The 19,082-nt window shown below is 64.0% G+C and carries 17 protein-coding genes; 9 read left to right on the top strand and 8 right to left on the bottom strand.

The annotated features are described in order from the left end of the window. The first annotated feature begins 82 nt into the window (after nt 1-82). Nucleotides 83-1,270: an MFS transporter gene (locus UB31_RS38390; RefSeq protein ID WP_245305554.1), complete on the top strand. Its 1,188-nt coding sequence runs from the start codon at nt 83-85 to the stop codon at nt 1,268-1,270. Between the two features lie 12 nt (nt 1,271-1,282). On the opposite strand, the gene UB31_RS41020 is transcribed toward UB31_RS38390, so the two are convergent. The 4 genes from UB31_RS41020 to UB31_RS38370 all read right to left on the bottom strand — a co-directional run bounded on the left by UB31_RS41020 (nt 1,283) and on the right by UB31_RS38370 (nt 5,960). Then, nucleotides 1,283-2,599 (bottom strand): alpha/beta hydrolase, encoded by a 1,317-nt coding sequence (locus tag UB31_RS41020; RefSeq protein ID WP_050044947.1) that lies wholly within the window; start codon nt 2,597-2,599, stop codon nt 1,283-1,285. Nucleotides 2,600-2,724: 125 nt separating this feature from the next. Beyond that, nucleotides 2,725-4,512 (bottom strand): chloride channel protein, encoded by a 1,788-nt coding sequence (locus tag UB31_RS38380; protein ID WP_045014541.1) that lies wholly within the window; start codon nt 4,510-4,512, stop codon nt 2,725-2,727. Nucleotides 4,513-4,520: 8 nt separating this feature from the next. Continuing rightward, on the bottom strand, nt 4,521-5,174 hold the full coding sequence (locus tag UB31_RS38375) for an L-fuculose-phosphate aldolase (RefSeq protein ID WP_197090918.1): 654 nt from the start codon (nt 5,172-5,174) through the stop codon (nt 4,521-4,523). A gap of 159 nt (nt 5,175-5,333) precedes the next feature. Further along, nucleotides 5,334-5,960: a MarC family protein gene (locus tag UB31_RS38370; protein WP_045006722.1), complete on the bottom strand. Its 627-nt coding sequence runs from the start codon at nt 5,958-5,960 to the stop codon at nt 5,334-5,336. A 143-nt stretch (nt 5,961-6,103) separates the two neighbouring features. Here UB31_RS38370 and UB31_RS38365 point away from each other — a divergent pair, with 143 nt between their 5' ends. The 4 genes from UB31_RS38365 to UB31_RS42380 all read left to right on the top strand — a co-directional run bounded on the left by UB31_RS38365 (nt 6,104) and on the right by UB31_RS42380 (nt 9,786). After that, entirely contained in the window at nt 6,104-6,670 is a 567-nt protein-coding gene (locus UB31_RS38365) for a YciE/YciF ferroxidase family protein (RefSeq protein WP_045006723.1), read from the top strand. A 170-nt stretch (nt 6,671-6,840) separates the two neighbouring features. Next, entirely contained in the window at nt 6,841-7,224 is a 384-nt protein-coding gene (locus tag UB31_RS38360; protein WP_045006890.1) for an Hsp20/alpha crystallin family protein, read from the top strand. Between the two features lie 8 nt (nt 7,225-7,232). Continuing rightward, complete coding sequence (lon, locus tag UB31_RS38355) at nt 7,233-9,626, top strand: endopeptidase La (RefSeq protein WP_045014540.1); 2,394 nt, start codon at nt 7,233-7,235, stop codon at nt 9,624-9,626. A gap of 4 nt (nt 9,627-9,630) precedes the next feature. After that, nucleotides 9,631-9,786, top strand: a complete 156-nt coding sequence (locus UB31_RS42380) for a hypothetical protein (RefSeq protein WP_197090917.1) — start codon at nt 9,631-9,633, stop codon at nt 9,784-9,786. Nucleotides 9,787-9,856: 70 nt separating this feature from the next. On the opposite strand, the gene UB31_RS38350 is transcribed toward UB31_RS42380, so the two are convergent. After that, nucleotides 9,857-10,159: an HU family DNA-binding protein gene (locus UB31_RS38350; protein ID WP_045006725.1), complete on the bottom strand. Its 303-nt coding sequence runs from the start codon at nt 10,157-10,159 to the stop codon at nt 9,857-9,859. A gap of 281 nt (nt 10,160-10,440) precedes the next feature. Further along, a complete protein-coding gene (locus UB31_RS38345; RefSeq protein WP_045014539.1) occupies nt 10,441-11,673 on the bottom strand; it encodes an acetyl-CoA C-acetyltransferase in 1,233 nt (410 codons plus the stop codon). 69 nt (nt 11,674-11,742) lie between these two features. Here UB31_RS38345 and UB31_RS41955 point away from each other — a divergent pair, with 69 nt between their 5' ends. After that, the gene (locus UB31_RS41955) at nt 11,743-11,907 is read left to right on the top strand and encodes a hypothetical protein (RefSeq protein ID WP_156175750.1); all 165 of its coding nucleotides are present in this window, start codon (nt 11,743-11,745) and stop codon (nt 11,905-11,907) included. Here the strand turns inward: UB31_RS41955 and UB31_RS38340 are convergent. Then, entirely contained in the window at nt 11,904-12,542 is a 639-nt protein-coding gene (locus UB31_RS38340; protein WP_050044946.1) for a hypothetical protein, read from the bottom strand. The two genes, UB31_RS41955 and UB31_RS38340, sit on opposite strands and share 4 nt — an antisense overlap. A 317-nt stretch (nt 12,543-12,859) precedes the next feature. Between UB31_RS38340 and UB31_RS38335 the strand changes: the two genes are divergently transcribed. Further along, nucleotides 12,860-14,668 (top strand): multicopper oxidase family protein, encoded by a 1,809-nt coding sequence (locus tag UB31_RS38335; protein ID WP_197090916.1) that lies wholly within the window; start codon nt 12,860-12,862, stop codon nt 14,666-14,668. After that, the gene (locus tag UB31_RS38330; RefSeq protein ID WP_045014538.1) at nt 14,665-16,833 is read left to right on the top strand and encodes an alkaline phosphatase family protein; all 2,169 of its coding nucleotides are present in this window, start codon (nt 14,665-14,667) and stop codon (nt 16,831-16,833) included. Before UB31_RS38335 ends, UB31_RS38330 begins: the two co-directional genes overlap by 4 nt. Before the next feature lie 113 nt (nt 16,834-16,946). Here the strand turns inward: UB31_RS38330 and UB31_RS38325 are convergent, their stop codons facing one another. Further along, complete coding sequence (locus tag UB31_RS38325) at nt 16,947-18,410, bottom strand: GH1 family beta-glucosidase (RefSeq protein WP_045006728.1); 1,464 nt, start codon at nt 18,408-18,410, stop codon at nt 16,947-16,949. A gap of 324 nt (nt 18,411-18,734) precedes the next feature. Between UB31_RS38325 and UB31_RS38320 the strand changes: the two genes are divergently transcribed. Next, nucleotides 18,735-19,019, top strand: a complete 285-nt coding sequence (locus tag UB31_RS38320; RefSeq protein ID WP_045006729.1) for a hypothetical protein — start codon at nt 18,735-18,737, stop codon at nt 19,017-19,019. The last annotated feature ends 63 nt before the right edge of the window (nt 19,020-19,082 follow it).

Here is a 19,082-nt window from a genome sequence, read left to right as displayed (position 1 = left end):
GGTGCAAAGAGCCCGCCGTCCCGCTTCCAGATTGCCCAACACCTTGGATCAAACTTCCACACTTCCATCTGCACCCGTCGCGTTGTTGCGACATCCACCGCTACTGCTCTACATTGCTTCGCGAACCCTGTCGGAGTTCTCCTATCAGGTCGCGACCGTCGCGGTGGGCTGGCAGATCTATGCGCTGACCGGCAGCGCGTTCTATCTCGGCCTTGCGGGCCTGGTGCAGTTCATTCCGAGCGCACTGCTCGTCTTCGTCGCCGGCCACGCCGCCGACCGCTACGACCGTCGGCGCATCGTCCAGCTCTGCGAACTCGTGCAAGGCCTCGCCGCCGGTTATCTCGGCGCGCGGATGCTGGCCGGGACGCTCACCGTGGCGGAGATATTCGCCGTGCTCGCGATCTTTGGCCTCGCCGGCGCATTCGAAAGCCCGGCCTCGTCCGCGCTGCTGCCGGCGGTCGCGCCGGACGGCATGCTGCAACGAGCGACGGCGCTTGCGACCGGCGCCTGGCAGGTCGCGACCATCGGCGGCCCTGCCGTCGGCGGGCTCGCTTACGCACTGTCACCAAGTGCGCCATTCGTGCTGATGGCGGTGCTATCGCTGATCGCGTGCGGCCTCAGCGGCCTGATCCGGGTCGCGCGCGTTGCGGCCTCCGAGCACGAGGGTCTCAACGGCCTGTTCGCCGGCCTGCACTTCGTCCGCAGCAATCCCGCGATCCTCGGCACGATCTCGCTCGACCTGTTCGCGGTCCTGCTCGGCGGCGCCACCGCGCTGCTGCCGATCTATGCCAAGGACATCCTGCAGGCTGGTCCCTGGGCGCTCGGCGTGATGCGCGCGGCGCCCGCGGTCGGCGCGCTGTGCATGACCGCGATCATCGCACGCCATCCCATCGCGCGCCGTGCGGGCTTGCGGATGTTTCAGGCTGTCATCGCCTTCGGGCTCGCAACCATCGTGTTCGCGCTGTCGCGGAACATCTGGCTCTCGGTCATCGCGCTCGCCGCGATGGGTGCGGCCGACACGATCAGCGTCGTCGTCCGCGTCGCGCTGGTGCAGCTTGCCACGCCGGATGCGATGCGCGGCCGCGTCGGTGCCGTCAACTTCCTCTTCATCAACGCCTCCAACCAGCTCGGCGAGTTCGAGAGCGGCATGGCGGCAGCCCTGCTCGGCGCGATGCCGGCAGCCGCGCTCGGCGGCCTCGGCACCATCGCGATCGCGCTGCTGTGGATGAAGCTGTTTCCCGTGCTGCGCGAGGTGGACCAGCTCGAATAAACCACCGGACCCCTAGGCCCTGTAACTCCAATACTTTCGGAGTGCGTCACCTGCGGCCTGGAGGTCGAAGCGCTGGTCCGGCCCAAGTTGCTGCGCGATCAAATTGAACATGTCGTTCAGGATCGAGCGCTTCTCGCCGAAATAGGAATGGTGCAGGCCGATCAGGCTGGTGTCGACCAGCGACGCATCGATCGTATCGATGCCGTCGACGACCGTCAGTGCCTCACCGGCCTCTCCCGCCCTTGGATAGCCGTGCACGAATTTCGAGGCCAGCAGCGCGACGTCGCGTGACGAGGCATAGAGCGTGACGCGCGCGGCACAGCCCTTGAATTTCGCGGCGAGCTGGACGAAGCGATCGCGATCGATGTCAGGCGCGGCAAAAATGACCTGACCGAGTTTTGCGGCACTGGCCGATAGCTGCCAGGACGTAACGCGCTCAAGCGTGTTGATCACCGCGCGGTTGCCCATGCTGTGGGCGATGATGTGAACCTTGCCGGCACCGATCTCGTTGAGCGCGAGTTGGAGAAACGCCTCGAAATGATCGCGCGACCAATCAATCGTGCTCTCGTCCACGGTGTACTTCTTCGTGTCACCCGCCGACGCCCAGCTATACAGCAGCGTCCTGCCGGCGAATTTCAAATCCACTGAAAGCTGCCCGGCCCGCCGCGCCGCATCCTCGAACGTCACGTTGTAGCCGTGCACGAAGATCAGGACGTCGCGCTGGTCCGCTGCCGCAAGCGAGTCCTTTAGGCTCGTGACGAAGACGTCCCGGCCAAGCGCCCCGACGCTTTTGAGGATCACATGCTTTTGCGGATTGGCCGAGAGTTCGAAGTGCCACCAGCTTGGAGCGGTCAGCGCGCCGAGTTCGCGGCCGCGCGTGGGCACGCTGACCTCCGCGATCCCGAATGCAAGCGTGCCGCGCGCGCCGCCAAAATAGTTCGCCGGCGTGTCGTCACCCCGGGCGCGGTCGGTGCCGTAGAAGACGGGGATGGTGACAACACCGGTCGCCTCATCCGTGCTCGGCCCGACGATGTCAGGGACCACAAGCGGCGACACCCGGCCGCGCCGGGTCACAGTCTCCTTGACGACAGCGGGCGCTGACTCCGCCACGGCCTGCTCGACGAGTTCCATGGCCGGCGCCTCCGCGAGCAGCCGCACGACCAACAGGTCGAGCGCCTGGCGAAGCTGATCCGGATCATCGCCACGACCTGCACGAGCGGCCAGCTCCAGCAATTCGTCGCCGTAAGGGGGCCATTTATCGCCCAGCCGATCCTTCAACCGGGGCCCGAGTTCGAGCAAGGCAAGCAACAGGCGAAGCGTGTCCGACATCGCACGTCCCTCGTCGCTGAATGCGGCCAGGCGGCAGCCTGATCGTCCGCCCCTAGCCTAGAGGTTGTGAACGATCTGGCAAGTCCGCTGCACGTGCCAGCGTCAACTTGCCCGGGGCGCGATCTCTACGACAGCGCGCCCAGCACGCCGCGCGTGGCCTTGTCGATCTCCTCGACGTAGCGGCGGCGGGCGGTGGTCTCGGTCAGGAAGCCGACCACCTTGCGGCTGTCGGTGGAATCGACCACCGCCAGCATCTCGGCCTCGGCCTCGTCGAACACCGCCATCGCCGACTTCACGTTCATTTCCGGGATCAGCACAATGTCGGTCAGTCGCGCGAGCTCGATGATCTGGATGTCGTCAGCGATGGTGTCGAGGTCGCTGGAGAACAAATCGGGCAGCAGGACGAGGCCGACATATTCGTCCGCATTGTTGACGATAACGATGCCGGGCCGCGATCCCAGCGGAAACTCGCTCCGGACGGCGGCGATCGTCGTGGTCGACGGTACCTTGCCGACGTCGGAGCGCATCAGCCGCTCGACGGTGAGGTTGCGCAGCCAGCCGACGTCGTTGGCGCTGCGGATGGTCTCGCCGCGCAGATGCAGACGCCAGGTCGAGAAGGAATGGCCGAACATGAAACGGACGCAGATCGAGGTGACGATGCAGCCGGCCAGCACCACGGCGGTGACATCGACATTGCGGGTCATCTCGAGCACGAGGAACGACATGGTCAAGGGACCGCCGACGATGGCGACGCCGAGCGTCGCCATGCCGGTCAGCATCGCCACCAGCGGATCGATCACGAATTCCGGGCTGATGAGCAACAGCACCGCGGCGAAGAACTTTCCGATCAAGCTGCCGACGAACAGCGAGGCAAAGAACAATCCGCCGCGGAACCCGGACGCGAGCGAGATCAGGCAGGCCGTCACCTTCAGGGCGATGATCAGCGCGATCAGACCGATGGTCAGGTCGTGAAACAGATCGAGCACCATGGCGCCGTGGCCGGCCGCAAGCACCTGCGGTGTGACGATGGCAAAGCCGCCGACGATGAGACCGCCGATCACGGGGCGCAGCCAGACCGGCAGCCATTTGAACAGCCGCTCGAACATCGAGGACGAGCGCATCACGGCGATGCCGACGCCGCTGGTGACGAGCGCAAGCCCGATCAGCGCCAGATATTGCTCGATGCCGACGGCGCTGACCTTGGGTATTTCGATGGAGTACGGCGCACCGCCGAGCCATTGCGCGGTCAGCGCGCCGGCGAGCGAGGCCGCTAGGATCGGCGCGGCGCTCCCGACCGAGTAGACGCCGACAATCAATTCACAGGCGTAGAACGCGCCGGTGATCGGCGCGCCGAACGCCGCTGCGATCGCAGCAGCAGCACCGCAGCCGACGATCAGCCGCTGGTCGTTGCGGCGGAGATTGAAGAACTTGCCGAACAGCGAAGCGATGCCCGAGCCGATCTGGGTATAGCCGGCCTCGAGGCCGACCGAGGCGCCGCAGCCGTTGGAGATCAGCGTCTGGCTCGACACCACCACGCTGTCGCGCATCGACAAATTTCCGCCGCGCAGCGCGTTGGCCTCGATCGGGTCGACGGCGCTGGAGATCTTCATCCGCCGCCGCGACCATTCCATGATGCCGAGCGCCAACCCGCCGAGCGCGGGCGCGAGTAGCGCCGCCCAAGGGCTGACCCGGGCGTTGGCGGACAGGCGGACGTCGACGGGAATGCCGTAGATCACCATATGGGCAATCTGCGCGATCTCGGCCATCAGCGTCACGATCGTGCCGGCAAGCGTGCCGATCACCAGCGCCAGCGGGATCAGGTAGAACTCGTTGCTGCGCAACAGCGCGCGCAGCCGAACCATGACGCGATTCGATCCCTTGCGATCGACGATATGTCTGATCCGCGCGAACACCGCCTGCCCTAACCTTCCGACATGCCGTAGCCGGCCATGCGCTGGCGGACCCGTTCGATCTCGGCGCTCGACAGCAGCGGCGGTTTGCCGATCTGGAGACAGCCGTGATATTGCCGCGCCAGCGTCTCGACCTCGACGGCGAGCCACATCGCCTTGTCGAGCGTCTTGCCGATCGCGATCATGCCGTGATGGTCGAGCAGGCAGGCGAGCCGGCTCTCCAGCGCCCGCACCGCATGCTCGGACAGCTCCACCGTGCCGAAGGTCGCATAGGGCGCGCAGCGGATGCTGTCGCCGCCGGCGGCCGCGATCATGTAATGCACTGGCGGGATGTCCATGCCCATAATCGCCAGGATGGTGCAATAAGTCGGATGGGCGTGGACGACAGCGTTGACGTCATCGCGCGCCTTCAGGATATCGCGGTGGAAGCGCCACTCGCTGGACGGCTTCTGGCTGGGGGCATGCGAGCCGTCCATCGCCATGAACACGATCTGGTCGGGCGTCATGGCGTCATAGGGCACGCTGGTCGGTGTGATCAGGAGCCCATTTCCAAAACGCACGCTGATATTGCCGGAGGTGCCCTGATTGATGCCGAGCGCATTCATGCGGCGACAGGCGTCGATGATGGCCTGCCTCTTGTCGAGCTCGTCCGCTGTCATCGGCATCTCGAATTCCTGGCGATGCGCAATCCTCTGGAGGGGAAGTACGTCAAAGCAATGCGGCAGTGCAAGAGAAAGCGGGCCGGATCGCGGCCGCCTCCCTGATGCTCCCGGGATACCAGTAAATATCCCGTAAAATCAACAAATTAACGGATTATCGCAGCCCTATGACAGACTTGCCCGGACAGCCGCGATTCCGTTGATCACGAACTGCACCGAATAGGCGGCGAGCAGCATGCCGAGCACGCGTGAGAGTACCGCATTGCCGGTGCGCCCAAGCGTCCGCGCGATCAGGCCCGCGGAGACAAAGGAGAGCATGCAGAGAAGGCAGACCGCGAGGACGACGGCGATGATGATGGCGAGCCTCGCCCCGTAGCCGGCATCGCCCGTCAGCAGCAGGGTGGTCGCGATCGCGCCGGGGCCGGCCATCATGGGAATGGCCAGCGGAAACACCGCGACGTCGGAGGCATGCTCCGCGGTCGCCTTGTCGGCCTCGCGCGCCTCGCGATGCGGGCGGTCGCCGAAGATCATCTGGTAGGACACGCCAAACAACAGGAGCCCGCCGGCGATCTGGAACGCGGGGATGCCGATCCCGAGCTGGCGCAACAGCCAGTTTCCGGCCAGCGCGATCACAACCAGGATCGAGGCCGCAATCATCGGGGCGCGCAGCGCGACCGTCCGCTTGACCTTGTCGGGCATGCCTCCGGTCGCGGCGAGAAAGGCCGGCGCGAGGCCGACGGGATCGACCACCAGCAGCAGTGTCACGAAAGCGGACAGGGCGAAGTCGAGCATGCGGATGGGTCTCGCGCGAGGTGCAGCCGCAATCCATAACGGCTCGACACGGCCTTCGCGAGGAACATTTGCCCTCGCCGAGTCTTGGTCGCGCGAGGATTGAGGACGGGATCGCCTTCCCGTGCCCCTCAAGAGGAGGATTTATGGCTAAACAAGCAAAGAAGCGAACAACCAAAAAGACCGCAGCACGCCGCACGCGTCAGGCCCCGAAGCTGCTGAGCGACCTGTTTCTGGAGACGCTGAAGGACATCTATTACGCCGAGAACAAGATCATCAAGACCCTGCCGAAGATGGCCAAGGCGGCCCACTCCAAGCAGCTCTCTGCAGCCTTCACCAAGCACCTGCGCGAGACGCAGGGCCAGGTCAAACGTCTCGACCAGATCTTCAAGATGCTGGGCAAACCGGCGCGCGGCAAGCCCTGCGAGGCCATCAACGGCATCACCGATGAGGGTGCCGAGATCATGAAGGACTTCAAGAACGCCCCTGCCCTCGACGCCGGCCTGCTCGCTGCCGCGCAAGCCGTCGAGCATTACGAGATCTCCCGCTATGGCACACTTCGCACCTGGGCGGAGGAGCTCGGCATGCCGGACGCGGCAAGACTGCTCCAGGCGACGCTGGACGAGGAAGAGGCGACCGATCACACGCTGACCGAACTCGCCACCTCCGTGATCAATCTCGAAGCGGAAGACGAGTACCGCGCCGCGGCCTGATTGCGCGCCCGAGACACGGCGCCGCGGAACTCTCCGCGGTGCCGAACTGTTTGCAAGGGCCTCCTCTGGTTCGAGGGCCAGGCATGCTCTGAATGCGCGATGCTGGATTTCCGGGGAACCATCCCCATATGCTGTTTTTCCAATCGCAGCGCCTTCCCCCGAGTTTTGCCATGCAACCCAAAAATCCCCTCGACTGGATGCTGTCCGAAGCCCTGGACTCGCTGACCCGCGCCGACCGGATGCGGCAGCAGTTCGGCCGTCAGGAAGCCTGCTGGGAGCCGCCGATCGACGTGCTCGAGACCGAGCATGAGCTTCTGATCCTGGTCGCGCTTCCCGGCGTCAATCCCGACAATGTCGAGACGGTGATCCATGACGGCGTGCTCGTCATCTCCGGCCAGCGCACGCTGCCGCCGGAGCTTCGCAACGCCCGCATCCACCGGCTCGAACTGCCGCAGGGCCGCTTCGAGCGGCGCATCGCGCTTCCCATCGGCCGCTACGCCATCAGCCGCTTCGTGATGGACGGCTGCGTCGCGCTGCGCCTCGCCAAATCCTGAGGTCGATCATGGCCACCGAACAGATGAATACCGCACAGACCAATTCCCAAAACAATTCTGACGTGAAGATCCCCGAAGACGCGCTGATCATCATCCCCGTGCGCGAGATGGTGCTGTTTCCCGGCGCCATCGCGCCGATCGCGATCGCGCGGCCGAAGTCGGTTGCCGCCGCACAGCAGGCGCTGCGCGAGCAGCGGCCGATCGGCATCGTCCTGCAACGCAGCCCCGAGACCGAAGAGCCTGGGCCGGACGACCTCTATCGCGTTGCGACCATCGCCAACATCGTGCGCTACATCACCGCACCCGACGGCACCCACCACATCGTCTGCCAGGGTGTGCAGCGCGCGCGCATCCTCGACTTCCTGCCGGGGACGCCGTTCCCGGTGGCGCGCTTCCAGCAGATTCCGGAGCCGACCACGAGTTCGCCCGAGATCGAGGCGCGCGCGCTGAACTTGCAGCGCCAGGCGATCGAGGCGATCGAGCTGCTGCCGCAGGCGCCGCCCGAACTGGTCGCGATGTTCCAGAGCACCACCGCGCCCGGCACGCTGGCGGATCTGGCGACCTCGTTCATGGACATCAAGCCGCAGGACAAGCAGGAGGTGCTGGAGACCATCGACCTCGCCTTGCGCGTTGAGAAGGTGTCGAAGCATCTGGCCGAGCGGCTGGAGGTGCTGCGCATCTCGAACGAAATCGGCCAGAAGACCCGCGCCAGCTTCGACGAGCGGCAGCGCGAGGCGATCCTGCGCGAGCAGATGGCGACCATCCAGCGCCAGCTCGGCGAAGGCGACGGCAAGGCCGCTGAGGTCGCCGAGCTGACGGCTGCGATCGCCAAGGCCAAGATGCCGCCGGAGGCGGACGCGCATGCGAAGAAGGAGCTGCGCCGCTATGAGCGCATGCCGGAAGCCGCAGGCGAAGCCGGTATGGTCCGCACATATTTGGACTGGCTGATCGAGTTGCCCTGGGCGCTGCCCGAGGAGAAGCCGATCGACATCAAGGAGGCGCGCCGCATCCTCGATGCCGACCATTTCGGCCTGGAGAAGATCAAGACCCGGATCATCGAATATCTGGCGGTGCGCAAGCTCGCCCCGCAGGGCAAGGCGCCGATTCTGTGCTTCGTCGGCCCGCCCGGCGTCGGCAAGACTTCGCTCGGCCAATCCATCGCGCGCGCGATGGACCGCCCCTTCGTGCGCGTCAGCCTGGGTGGCGTACATGACGAGGCCGAGATCCGCGGCCACCGGCGCACCTATATCGGCGCGCTGCCCGGCAACATCATCCAAGGCATCAAGAAGGCAGGCACGCGAAACTGCGTCATGATGCTGGACGAGATCGACAAGATGGGCCGCGGCGTGCAGGGCGACCCATCGGCTGCGATGCTGGAGGTGCTCGACCCCGAGCAGAACGGGACGTTCCGGGACAATTACCTCGGCGTGCCCTTCGACCTGTCGCGCGTGGTGTTCATCGCGACCGCCAACATGCTGGACCAGATTCCGGGTCCGCTGTTGGACCGCATGGAGCTGATCAGCCTGGCCGGCTACACCCAGGAGGAGAAGCTCGAGATCGCGCGGCGCTATCTGGTACGGCGGCAGCTCGAGGCCAACGGCTTGACCGCCGAGCAGGCCGAGATCGAGCCGGAGGCGCTCAAGCTGGTCGTCAAGGGCTACACCCGCGAGGCCGGCGTGCGCAGTCTGGAGCGCGAGATCGGCAAGCTGTTCCGGCACGCGGCCGTGCAGGTCGCTGAAGGCACGGCTTCGAAAGTTGTCGTGACGCCGAAGGACATCGTCACCGTGCTCGGCCAGCCGCGCTTCGAGGGTGAGATTGCGCAGCGCACCAGCGTTCCCGGCGTGGCCACCGGCCTTGCCTGGACGCCGGTCGGCGGCGACATCCTGTTCATCGAGGCCACGCGGGTGCCCGGCAGGGGCAATTTAATCCTGACCGGCCAGCTCGGCGACGTCATGCGCGAGAGCGTGCAGGCTGCGCTGACGCTGGTGAAGAGCCGGGCCACGCAGATCGGCATCGATCCGTCGCTGTTCGAGAAGAGCGACATCCACGTTCACGTGCCGGCGGGTGCGACCCCGAAGGACGGACCGAGCGCGGGCGTTGCGATGTTCACGGCGCTGACGTCGCTGCTGACCAATCGTACGGTGCGCAGCGACACCGCGATGACCGGCGAGATCTCACTGCGTGGTTTGGTGCTCCCCGTGGGCGGCATCAAGGAGAAGGTGGTGGCGGCTGCCGCCGCCGGATTGAAGCGGGTGATGCTGCCGGCGCGCAACAAGCGGGACTACGACGACATCCCGCAAAGCGCGCGGGACAACCTCGAATTCATCTGGCTCGAGCGCGTCGACGAAGCCATCGCCGCAGTGCTCGAACCGGCCGAGGCCAAAGTCGAAGCGGCGGAGTGATGCGATGAGCGGATTGTTGGAAAGAGCAAAGAGATCGCGGAGAGCGCAGCGGCTACGCCAGTTGCTCGATCGCGCGGTCGATCGGGTTCGCGATGCGCTCGCAGCACCGGAGCCGCGGCTTCAGCCGGTCCCGGTCCGGGTGAAGCGCCGCAAGGGCTGATCCCCTCCGTATCAACCCTCGCGATCACTCAACACAAAAGGCCCCCTCTCACGAGGGGGCCTTTGCTTTATCAGGCCACAGCGTCCTTGGCGGCCTTGACCGGGCGGGCGCGGACGATCTTCCGGGCCGGCTTGGCCTTGAACATCATCTCTTCACCCGTGAACGGGTTGGTGCCCTTGCGCGCCTTGGTCGCGGGCTTCTTGATGACCACGAACTTGGCGAAGCCCGGCACCAGGAACAGGCCGTTCTTCTTCAGCTCCTTATGGCCGACATCGGTCAGCGTCTCCATGACGCTCTTGACGTCACGCTTGGAAAGCTCGGTGCTGGTCGCGATCTTTTCGATCAGCTGCGATTTGGACATTTGGGTTGGCATCGTGTCTCCTCTGATTCGTTGCCGGTTGCATATTAGACCAACCGTTGAAGGCCTATAGCCTTCTGCACAGTTTTGTCGCGGTTTTACGGGCTTTTTTGGCCCCCTATGGCAAAAAACCCTGCTTTTTAGCTACTTCCTGAGCGGAAGGCGCCTAGGTCAGCGGATTTTGCCTTGTTTCAAAGGCCCGCAAGCAGCCTTGCTAATGCTGATTCGATGCTTTCGACAAGCGACGACCGGCCTCTTTGTGCGAGGCCGGTCGCGATTCACCCTAGAAAATAAGGCTAGACGCGCTCGATGATGACGGCAGGAGCCATGCCGCCAGCGGCACACATCGTCACGAGACCGCGCCTGAGGCCGCGCCGTTCGAGCTCGTCGAGCACAGTGCCGATCAGGATCGAGCCAGTCGCGCCGATGGGATGGCCGAGCGCGATCGAGCCGCCATTGACGTTGACCTTGGCGCGATCGAGCTTGAGATCGCGGATATATTTTTCCGCCACCACCGCAAAGGCCTCGTTGATCTCGAACAGGTCGATGTCGTCGATGGTGAGGCCAGCTTTCGCCAACACCTTGCGGGTCGCCGGCACCGGCGCGTTCAGCATCAGGGTCGGCGAGTCCCCCATATTCGCCATCGCGACGACACGGGCACGCGGCTTGAGGCCATGCGCCTTGGCGTAAGCGGGCGAGGCCAGCAGGATCGCGGCGGCACCGTCGACGACGCCGGACGAATTGCCGGCGTGGTGCATGAAGTCGATCTTGAGGTCCGGATATTGCTGGAGGATGAGACCGCGATAGGTCGTCCCCTTGTCGTCGAGCGCATAGTCGGCGATGGCGGGGAATGCCGGCTTCAGGCTGCTCAGGCCTTCCATCGTGGTCTGCGGCCGCGGATACTCCTCGTGATCGAGCGCGAGGCTGCCGTCCTCGCGATGGACGGGTACGAGGCTCTTGTTGAAGTGGCCGCCGGCAATCGCTTGCGCGGCGCGCTTCTGGCTCTCGAGCCCGAGCGCATCGACATCGTGCCGCGTGATGCCTTCCATGGTCGCAATTGCATCGGCGCAGACGCCCTGATGCGACTGCGGATGCCGCGCACGCAGGCGCAGATTGCCGCTGTCCATCATCATCGGACCACCGCCGCGACGTCCTTCCATCGACATCATCTCGCAGCCGCCGGCGATGACGAGGTCTTCCGCGCCCGCCATGATCGAGGCTGCCGCCATGTTGACGCTGGTGATGCCGGAGCCACAAAAACGATCCAGCGTCACCGCGCTGGCGCGCACGTCGTAGCCGGCATCGAGTGCCGACATCCGCCCGAGATCACCGCCTTGGGTCGCGACCTGCGCGCTGCAGCCCCAGACGATGTCGTCGACGTCAGCGGTGTTGATGCCGGTGCGGTCGGCCAGCGCGCGCAGCACGGTGGCGCCGAGTTGCTGCGGATGAATGCCGGAGAGTGCTCCCTTGCCGGCCTTGCCGACGCCCCGCGGGGTGCGGCAGGCATCGATAATCAGTGCGTCAGCCATTGGCGTTGTCCTCTTTTTTATGGATGTTGAGGCCGTTGTGAATCAGGGGGACAGCGGAGTCAATGCGCGGTGCCGGGCACCCTGTTTGCAAAAAACGCGAAAACAACCCCATGCACAGTAGAAATGCAGGTGCTGGATGGTGCATCGTCCGTTTGCGAAGCGATTGACTCGTCGGGCAAAACAGGAGCAACAATTGATGATCGCCGGGATATCAGCCGCGACCCGATAGGCTAACGGTGGACGTGCGGCCGCCTGGGTTCGTCGGCCGACGGCGCCACATCCGCAACTTCGACGCGCGGCGCGACCGGCGCAGCGGCGCCAGGCTCCGGAAAATTCAGAACCATGGTCTGCTGGTCGCGCGCGAACGTCGCCTCGCGGCCCTGCACTGCGCGCAATCTCCAGCCCTGATATTCTTCGCCTAATCTCAAACGCAGGGCAGCCTTGGAGGTCTGGTCGACGAAAATGCCGAAGCTTCGGTCGCCGCCGATGACGGTGCCGACCAGCGAAAGCTGCGGAGGACGCTCCTCCTGCGCCGGCTTCGGCGGTGGCTTCGCGACCGCGACCTGAACAACCGCGACTGGCGGTGGCCGTCGCGACGGCGAAAATATTGGACGCTCGCGCGTATTGCTGAGGATCTCAAACGGGATCGCCCACAGCGGATTGGCGCTTCGCGCGCGCCCGCCCGGCTGTGCGGCAGGCGCGCTCAGCACCCGCACGGAAGCCGTGGTGGGGACCTCGAGCGATGGCGCGGCCAAAACACCGGCGCCACGCGCCGCTTCATCATCGAAGCTGTCCGCGGTCAGCGCCGCATTCGAGGCGAGAACGCAGAGTGCGAACACCAGGAACAGAAACCAAGTCAGCTTCGGCATCGTTGCCCACCCCGTCATCCAGCGCGCCCGTGCCGATATCACCGAGCTGCAGATGCTGAAAGAAAATACTGATCGCCTTTCAACCAAGTCAGAGTTCCATCGACTGCGAGCGTGCGTGTCATCGTCGTGTAAACAACCTGTCAGAGAGCAGGTGATACAAAACTACTCGCGTCGATACGACGCAGCGATCGTCATTCCCTTGTCATTCCTCGGTGAAGCGGGATCCGGGTCTGTCTATGATTGATTCCGAAGCGCGCTCACTTGGTTGGCTTGGTCGGATCAGCCGAAGTCGATCGACACGACGATGGTCGGTTGACGTGTTCGTCGTCGTGGCCTGGTTCGCAATGTTGGGGCTGGGAGCGATCAGCTTCGTGGCCTTGCTCGGAACCAGCGGATTTACTCAGCCCTCGCAACCGCAGCGCGAAGCCTGTCAGCGGCCGACATCGGGAAGCACCATACAGGAACCGCAGGACCTTCGCAGCCACGACGGGGTCCTGCAGGTCGATCTGGCGATTCACAACAGCAAGCAGCCGGACGGCTCGACCCGTTACTGTTACCTGACGCCCGATGGGGAGATGTCACCGACATTGCGGGTCAAGCCGGGCGATCTGCTGATCGTGCGCTTCAAGAATGATCTGACCGAGCTTGCACCGGCACGCCCCGCTGCGGATCAGCCGCAAGCGTTGCCGTTCCCGGCGCCGTTGTGTGTGTCGAAAAAGATCTCGGATCCGTGCGGCAGCGACGCCATGCGACCGACCTCAGCCAATCTGCACTTTCACGGGCTGACGGCACCGCCGGTATGCCATCAGGACGACGTGCTGAAGACCTCGATCCAGCCGGACGATCCGCCGTTCGAATATCGGTTGCGCATTCCCGCCGACGAGCCGCCCGGAGTCTATTGGTATCACCCGCACATTCACGGCTACAGCAAGGCGCAGGTGCTCGGCGGGGCGTCAGGCGCGCTGATCATCGAGGGCGTCGAGCGGGCTGCTCCGGAACTGGCTGACCTCCCCGAGCGGGTGTTGGTGATCCGCGACCTAGACCTCTTGAACCCCGACGCACCGCCCGCAAAATCCGAGCCGATCGTCCCGAAAAATCAGCTCGACAGTGACGGTGACACCACCAACAACGGCACCGGCTTCGGCAGGCCGGCGAAAGACCTCTCAGTCAACTTCGTGCCGGTGCCTTATCCCGATTATCCGCCGGCATCGCTAGAGATGAAGCCGGGCGAGCGACAGCTGTGGCGCGTACTCAACGCCTCGGCGATCACCTATCTGAATCTCGCGGTCGTGTTCCGGCGCGCGCCGCAACCGCTCGGCATCGTCGCCATCGATGGCGTGCCGATCCATTTCAACGGCAGCCCGGCGCCAGCGGTCGAGTGGGTCAATCGCATCGGCGTGCCGCCCGGTTCCCGCGTCGAATTCATCGTCGAAGGTCCGCCGCTCGGCGTACCGGCGCTGCTCGTGACGCGAACGGTCGATACCGGGCCGGCCGGTGAAAACGATCCCAACCGCGCGCTCCTGTCGATCACGGCCGCGGCCGATGCGCCCGAACCGCAATCGAGGCTGCCGGCAAATCCGCAGCCGCTGCCATCAGCCGTTCGCCCCTGGATCGGAGACGTTGCGCCCGCGCGCGTCAGGAAACTGTACTTCTCCGAGCAACCGACCAATCCGGACGATCCCAACAGCCCGGTGACGTTCTACATCACCGTGGATGGCGAAAAGCCAAAACCGTTCGATGCGGGTTCCGACATTGCGGACATCGTCGTCAAGCAAGGCGACGTCGAGGACTGGATCATCGAGAACCGCTCGACGGAATTGCACGACTTCCACACCCACCAGCTTCACTTCGAGCTGCGCGAATGGTCGGGCATGCAGGTCAACGAGCCGTTCGTACGCGATACAGTCAACGTCCCCTATTACAACGGCCACATGCTGCAATATCCGAGCGTGCGGCTGCGCATGGATTTTCGCGACCCGAACATCGTCGGCACCTTCGTCTACCACTGCCACCTCCTCGAGCATGAGGACAACGGCATGATGGGACGAATCCGCGTCGAGCCGGCCGGCACCACCGTTTCCACCAAGTCGTCAGGTCAACAACTTTACCAAGGGAGCGCAGAATGAGCCGAAACAAGCGTAAGTCACGTCTACTGAATAGTTGCCGCATCGGGCTGAGTGCACTGGCGATGGGGCAATTCTGCATGAGCCCGGTGCTTGCCGGCGGCGCGCCGACCTCCGCCGATCACTACACGCGGTCGCCGATCAAGCACGTCATCGTCATCATCGGCGAGAACCGCAGCTTCGACCACGTGTTCGCTACCTACGTGCCGAAGGAGCGCCGGAACAGCGTCGACAACCTGCTCTCCAGGGGCATCATCAAGCTCGACGCCAACAAGAATGCGGTTCCAGGCCCCAACTTCGAACAGGCGCATCAGCTGGCTGCAAAGGACATCGGTTCAAAGGACGCGTTTCTGCTGAGCCCGCCAAAGCAGACTTTCCCCAACGACCAGCTGCCGGCTCCGCTGGTCGGCGGGCCCCAGGTCTCCTACATCCCCAACAAGTGCGGCAGCACGCCGATCGCGCAGTGCCAGGCGAGCCTGACGCTCGCGCAGCAATCGGAATCCGGCTTGGATTCGAGCTACTATCCTTCACTGTTGACCGGCGGCACCGGCCAGACCTCGAAGACACCGGACCAGCGCATCACCGCAGTCAACAGCCTGCCGGCCGGGCCGTTTCAGCTGACCAACGGCAACACGTTCCTCTACGAGAGCTACGCCGCGAGCCCGGTGCATCGCTTCTACCAGATGTGGCAGCAATTGAATTGCGCCAAGGGCGCCGGCAGTCGGGACAATCCCTCGGGCTGCACCGGCAACCTGTTCGCCTGGGTCGAAGTGACCGTCGGTGCCGGTGCCAATGGCGCTGCGCAGCCCGAGACCTTCAGCACCCAATATGCGCCGGGCGCAGTGACCACGGGAGAAGGTTCGACCGCGCTCGGCTTCTACAATGTGCAGAAGGGTGACGCGCCCTATTTCACGAGCTTGGCGGACAGGTACGCGATGAGCGACAACTTCCACCAATCCGTCAATGGCGGCACCGGCGCCAACCACGTCATGTTCGGTCATGCCGACATGATCTGGTTCAGCAACTCCGACGGCAAGCCGGCGGCGCCGCCGAACGGGGTGCAGGTCTTCGGCGGCACCCCCGATGCCGGTATCGTCCATATGATCGAAAACCCCAATCCGGCGTCCGACACCAACAACTGGTACACCGAGGATGGTTACGGCAGCAGCTTCAACTCCGGCTATCCGCCCCCGTTCTCTGTCTCGCCCGCCTCCGGCGGCGGATCGTACAGCGACTGCTCCGATCTCAACCAGCCCGGCGTCAAGCCGATCCGGGACTATCTCCAGTCACTGCCTCGCCCGATTGATCCCCACTGCGAGCCCGGCCACTATTATCTGCTGAACAACTATAATCCGGGCTGGTTCGGCAACGGCAAGAACGCCTACATCGACCACAATCCGTCCAATACGCCCTTCACCATTCCGCCGTCGTCGACCCGCAGCATCGGCGACCTCCTCAACGACAAGAATGTTTCGTGGAAGTACTACGGCGACCAGTGGGACAATTACGTCGACGATCCGTACCAGCTCAATTGGGGTGCGGCGGGCCCGACCGCGGATGAATACTGCAACATCTGCAATCCGTTCCAGTACGACACGTCCATCATGTCGCATCCGGACCAGGTTGCCGAGCACCTGCACGACTCGACGAAACTGTACGCGGATATTTCCGCTCGCACCCTGCCTGCAGTCTCGATCGTCAAGCCGAGCGGCTTCGTCGATGGCCACCCGGCGTCCTCCAAGCTCGATCTGTTCGAAGGCTTCACCAAGAAGATCGTCGATCAGGTCCAGGCTTCGCCCTACGCGCGGGACACCGCCATCTTCATCACCTTCGACGAAGGCGGCGGCTACTACGACTCGGGCTACGTGCAGCCGCTCGACTTCTTCGGCGACGGCACCCGCATCCCGCTGATCGTGGTTTCGCCGTTAGTAAAGCCGGGCCATATCTCGCACGACTACGCGGATCACGTCTCGATCATCAAATTCATCGAGCGTAATTGGCAGCTGCCGACCATAACGCATCGCAGTCGCGACAACTTCCCGAACCCGGTCGCCGAGTTCCGCAATCCCTATGTTCCCCTGAACAGCCCGGCGATCAGCGATCTCTTCGACTTCTTCGAGTTCGCGGACCACGGAGAGCCGGGATTCCCGGGCTTCCCGGGGCATTAGTCAGCCGGCGATCCCACCGGTTATCGAATAATGATAGCGGCCGCCCTCCACGGGCGGCCGTTGTTTCTTGGGATCAACTAACCGATCGACGGCAACGGGGAGAGGGAGAGAGATCACGCCCCCGCCGCGTTCTTCGCGATCACGTTGCGATAGAAACTCGCGCTCAGCTTCGCCGTGCGCACCTGCGTGTCGAAATTGACGTGATAGAGCCCGAAGCGCTTGTTGAGGCCGAACACCCATTCAAAATTGTCCATCAGGCTCCAGAGGAAATAGCCGCGCACCGGCACGCCCTCGGCGGTGGCGCGCTGGAGCTGCGCGAGATAGTTGCGCAGATACATGATGCGGTCGGTATCATAGATCTTGCCATCGGGCGTGACCTGGTCCTCGCCCGAGGTGCCGTTCTCGCTGATGTAGATCGCATCCGTCTTCCAGATTTTTGCGGCCAGCTTCGGCACCCAATAGATCGTCTCGGGGCCGACGCGCAGCCACTCCGAATTCATGTGCGGAAAGGCTTTTGGCACCGGCAGCGGCATGAAGCCCGCGCCCTGGTCGGACGCGACGATGTAGTGCTGCGGGGCGTAGATGTTGAGGCCGAGGAAATCGACCGGCGAGGAGATGATCTTCAGCTCCGCATCGGTGTATTTCGGCGCATCGGCGCCGGCGTATTTCAGAAACGCGTCAGTGTAACGGCCCGTCATGATGACGTTGAGATAGCCGGCATTCAGCTCACGCAGCGCGATCTCGGCGGCGCGGACGTTCTCGGGCGTATCGATCGCCGGAACGCAAGCATCTATGTTCTCGGCCGGACCTACGCGTGTGCCGCGGCGGCCATGGGCACGCACCGCCTGCACGGCGAGCCCGTGCGCGAGCGCGCTGTTGTGCCTGATCTGGTTGATTTCGGCCTGCGGCAGCGTCAGGCCGGGCGCATCGATGCCGATGCCATAGCCGAAATAGACGAAGCGGCCGCTCTCGTTCAGCGTGAATACATTCTTGACGCGGTCGGTCAGATGCTCGGCGACATAGGCCGCGTAGTCGCCAAATATCTTGCAGGTCTCCGTCGAACGCCAGCCGCCAAAGCGGTCCTGGAGCGATTGCGGCAAGTCCCAATGATAGAGCGTCAGCCACGGCTCGATGCCGTTCTTGAGGAGTTCGTCGACCAGGCGATTGTAGAAGTCGAGCCCTTTCGGGTTCGGCTTGCCGTCACCATCCGGAAACACTCGCGGCCATGCGACCGAGAAGCGATAGGCCTTGCATCCGAGTTCCTTGATGAGCGCGATGTCGTCCTTGTAGCGATGATAATGCTCGTTGGCGCGGTCGCCGGTCGAGCCGTCCTCGATCTTGCCGGGGATGCGGACGAACTTGTCCCAGATCGAGGCCCCTCGCCCGTCCTCGTTGACGGCGCCTTCGACCTGATAGGACGAGGTCGCCGTGCCCCAGAGGAAGTTTTGCGGAAAGCTGCTCGCGCGGCGCGGCGCCGATGCCGGCCTTGCTTCAGCCACCGCGAGAGGCGCCGGAAGCCCGGCCGCGGACAGGGCCGCCAGCTTCGCGAACTGGCGACGCGAGACGTCGTCCGACATTATTGCTTCTCCGCTGATCTTGTTGCGCCGGCACAATGGCGGGTCGGAAACCGTTTGAGAAGCGGCGGCGTTGGAAATTGAGGATGCAGAATTGCCAGTCGCCGCAAACTGTCCATCGCCTCGGGGCAGCAAAAAAACCGCCATGCTGGCGGGCCTCAACACTTATTGGTTTTGCAGGGACGACAGATCAGAGAGCTTCTGTGCTCAAAGTGCGCGCCTTCTGAAGCCGAGGCGGCTTGCAACCTGCGGTCGAGGACGAGGTCCACGAGGTATCAAATAGCTTAGCTCAGCAGGTTCACGGCTACCGTCGCCGTGAGGCTGGCAATGCTTGGCGCAGAGCTGATCGAGGCGCCGTTGGTCCTCGGGGCTTCGAAAGTCGTCGTGTTGGTAGAAGAGGTGTTCGAATTCCAGGGTCTCGTCGGGCGTGAGACCGTGCAGCACGATCCTGTTTTGTGCGTCGGTCGAATAACGAAAGAAGTGGCGCGGCTTGTTCAAAAGATCCATTTAATCCCGCCCCAGATGACCCAAACAATCGCAGCCATCCATGCCGCCATCGCGACGCCGGCGACGCCAAAAAAGGCGATCGCGACGACAGTGTCGCCAAATTGACGCGGGGCGTCCTTAACAGATGTTGGGCGGATGGTTCTGTCGAGCATTTCAGCCTGCTTGTTG

Source organism: Bradyrhizobium sp. LTSP849, from assembly GCF_000938255.1.
Lineage (GTDB): Bacteria > Pseudomonadota > Alphaproteobacteria > Rhizobiales > Xanthobacteraceae > Bradyrhizobium.
This window is presented reverse-complemented; position numbering and strand designations above follow the sequence as displayed.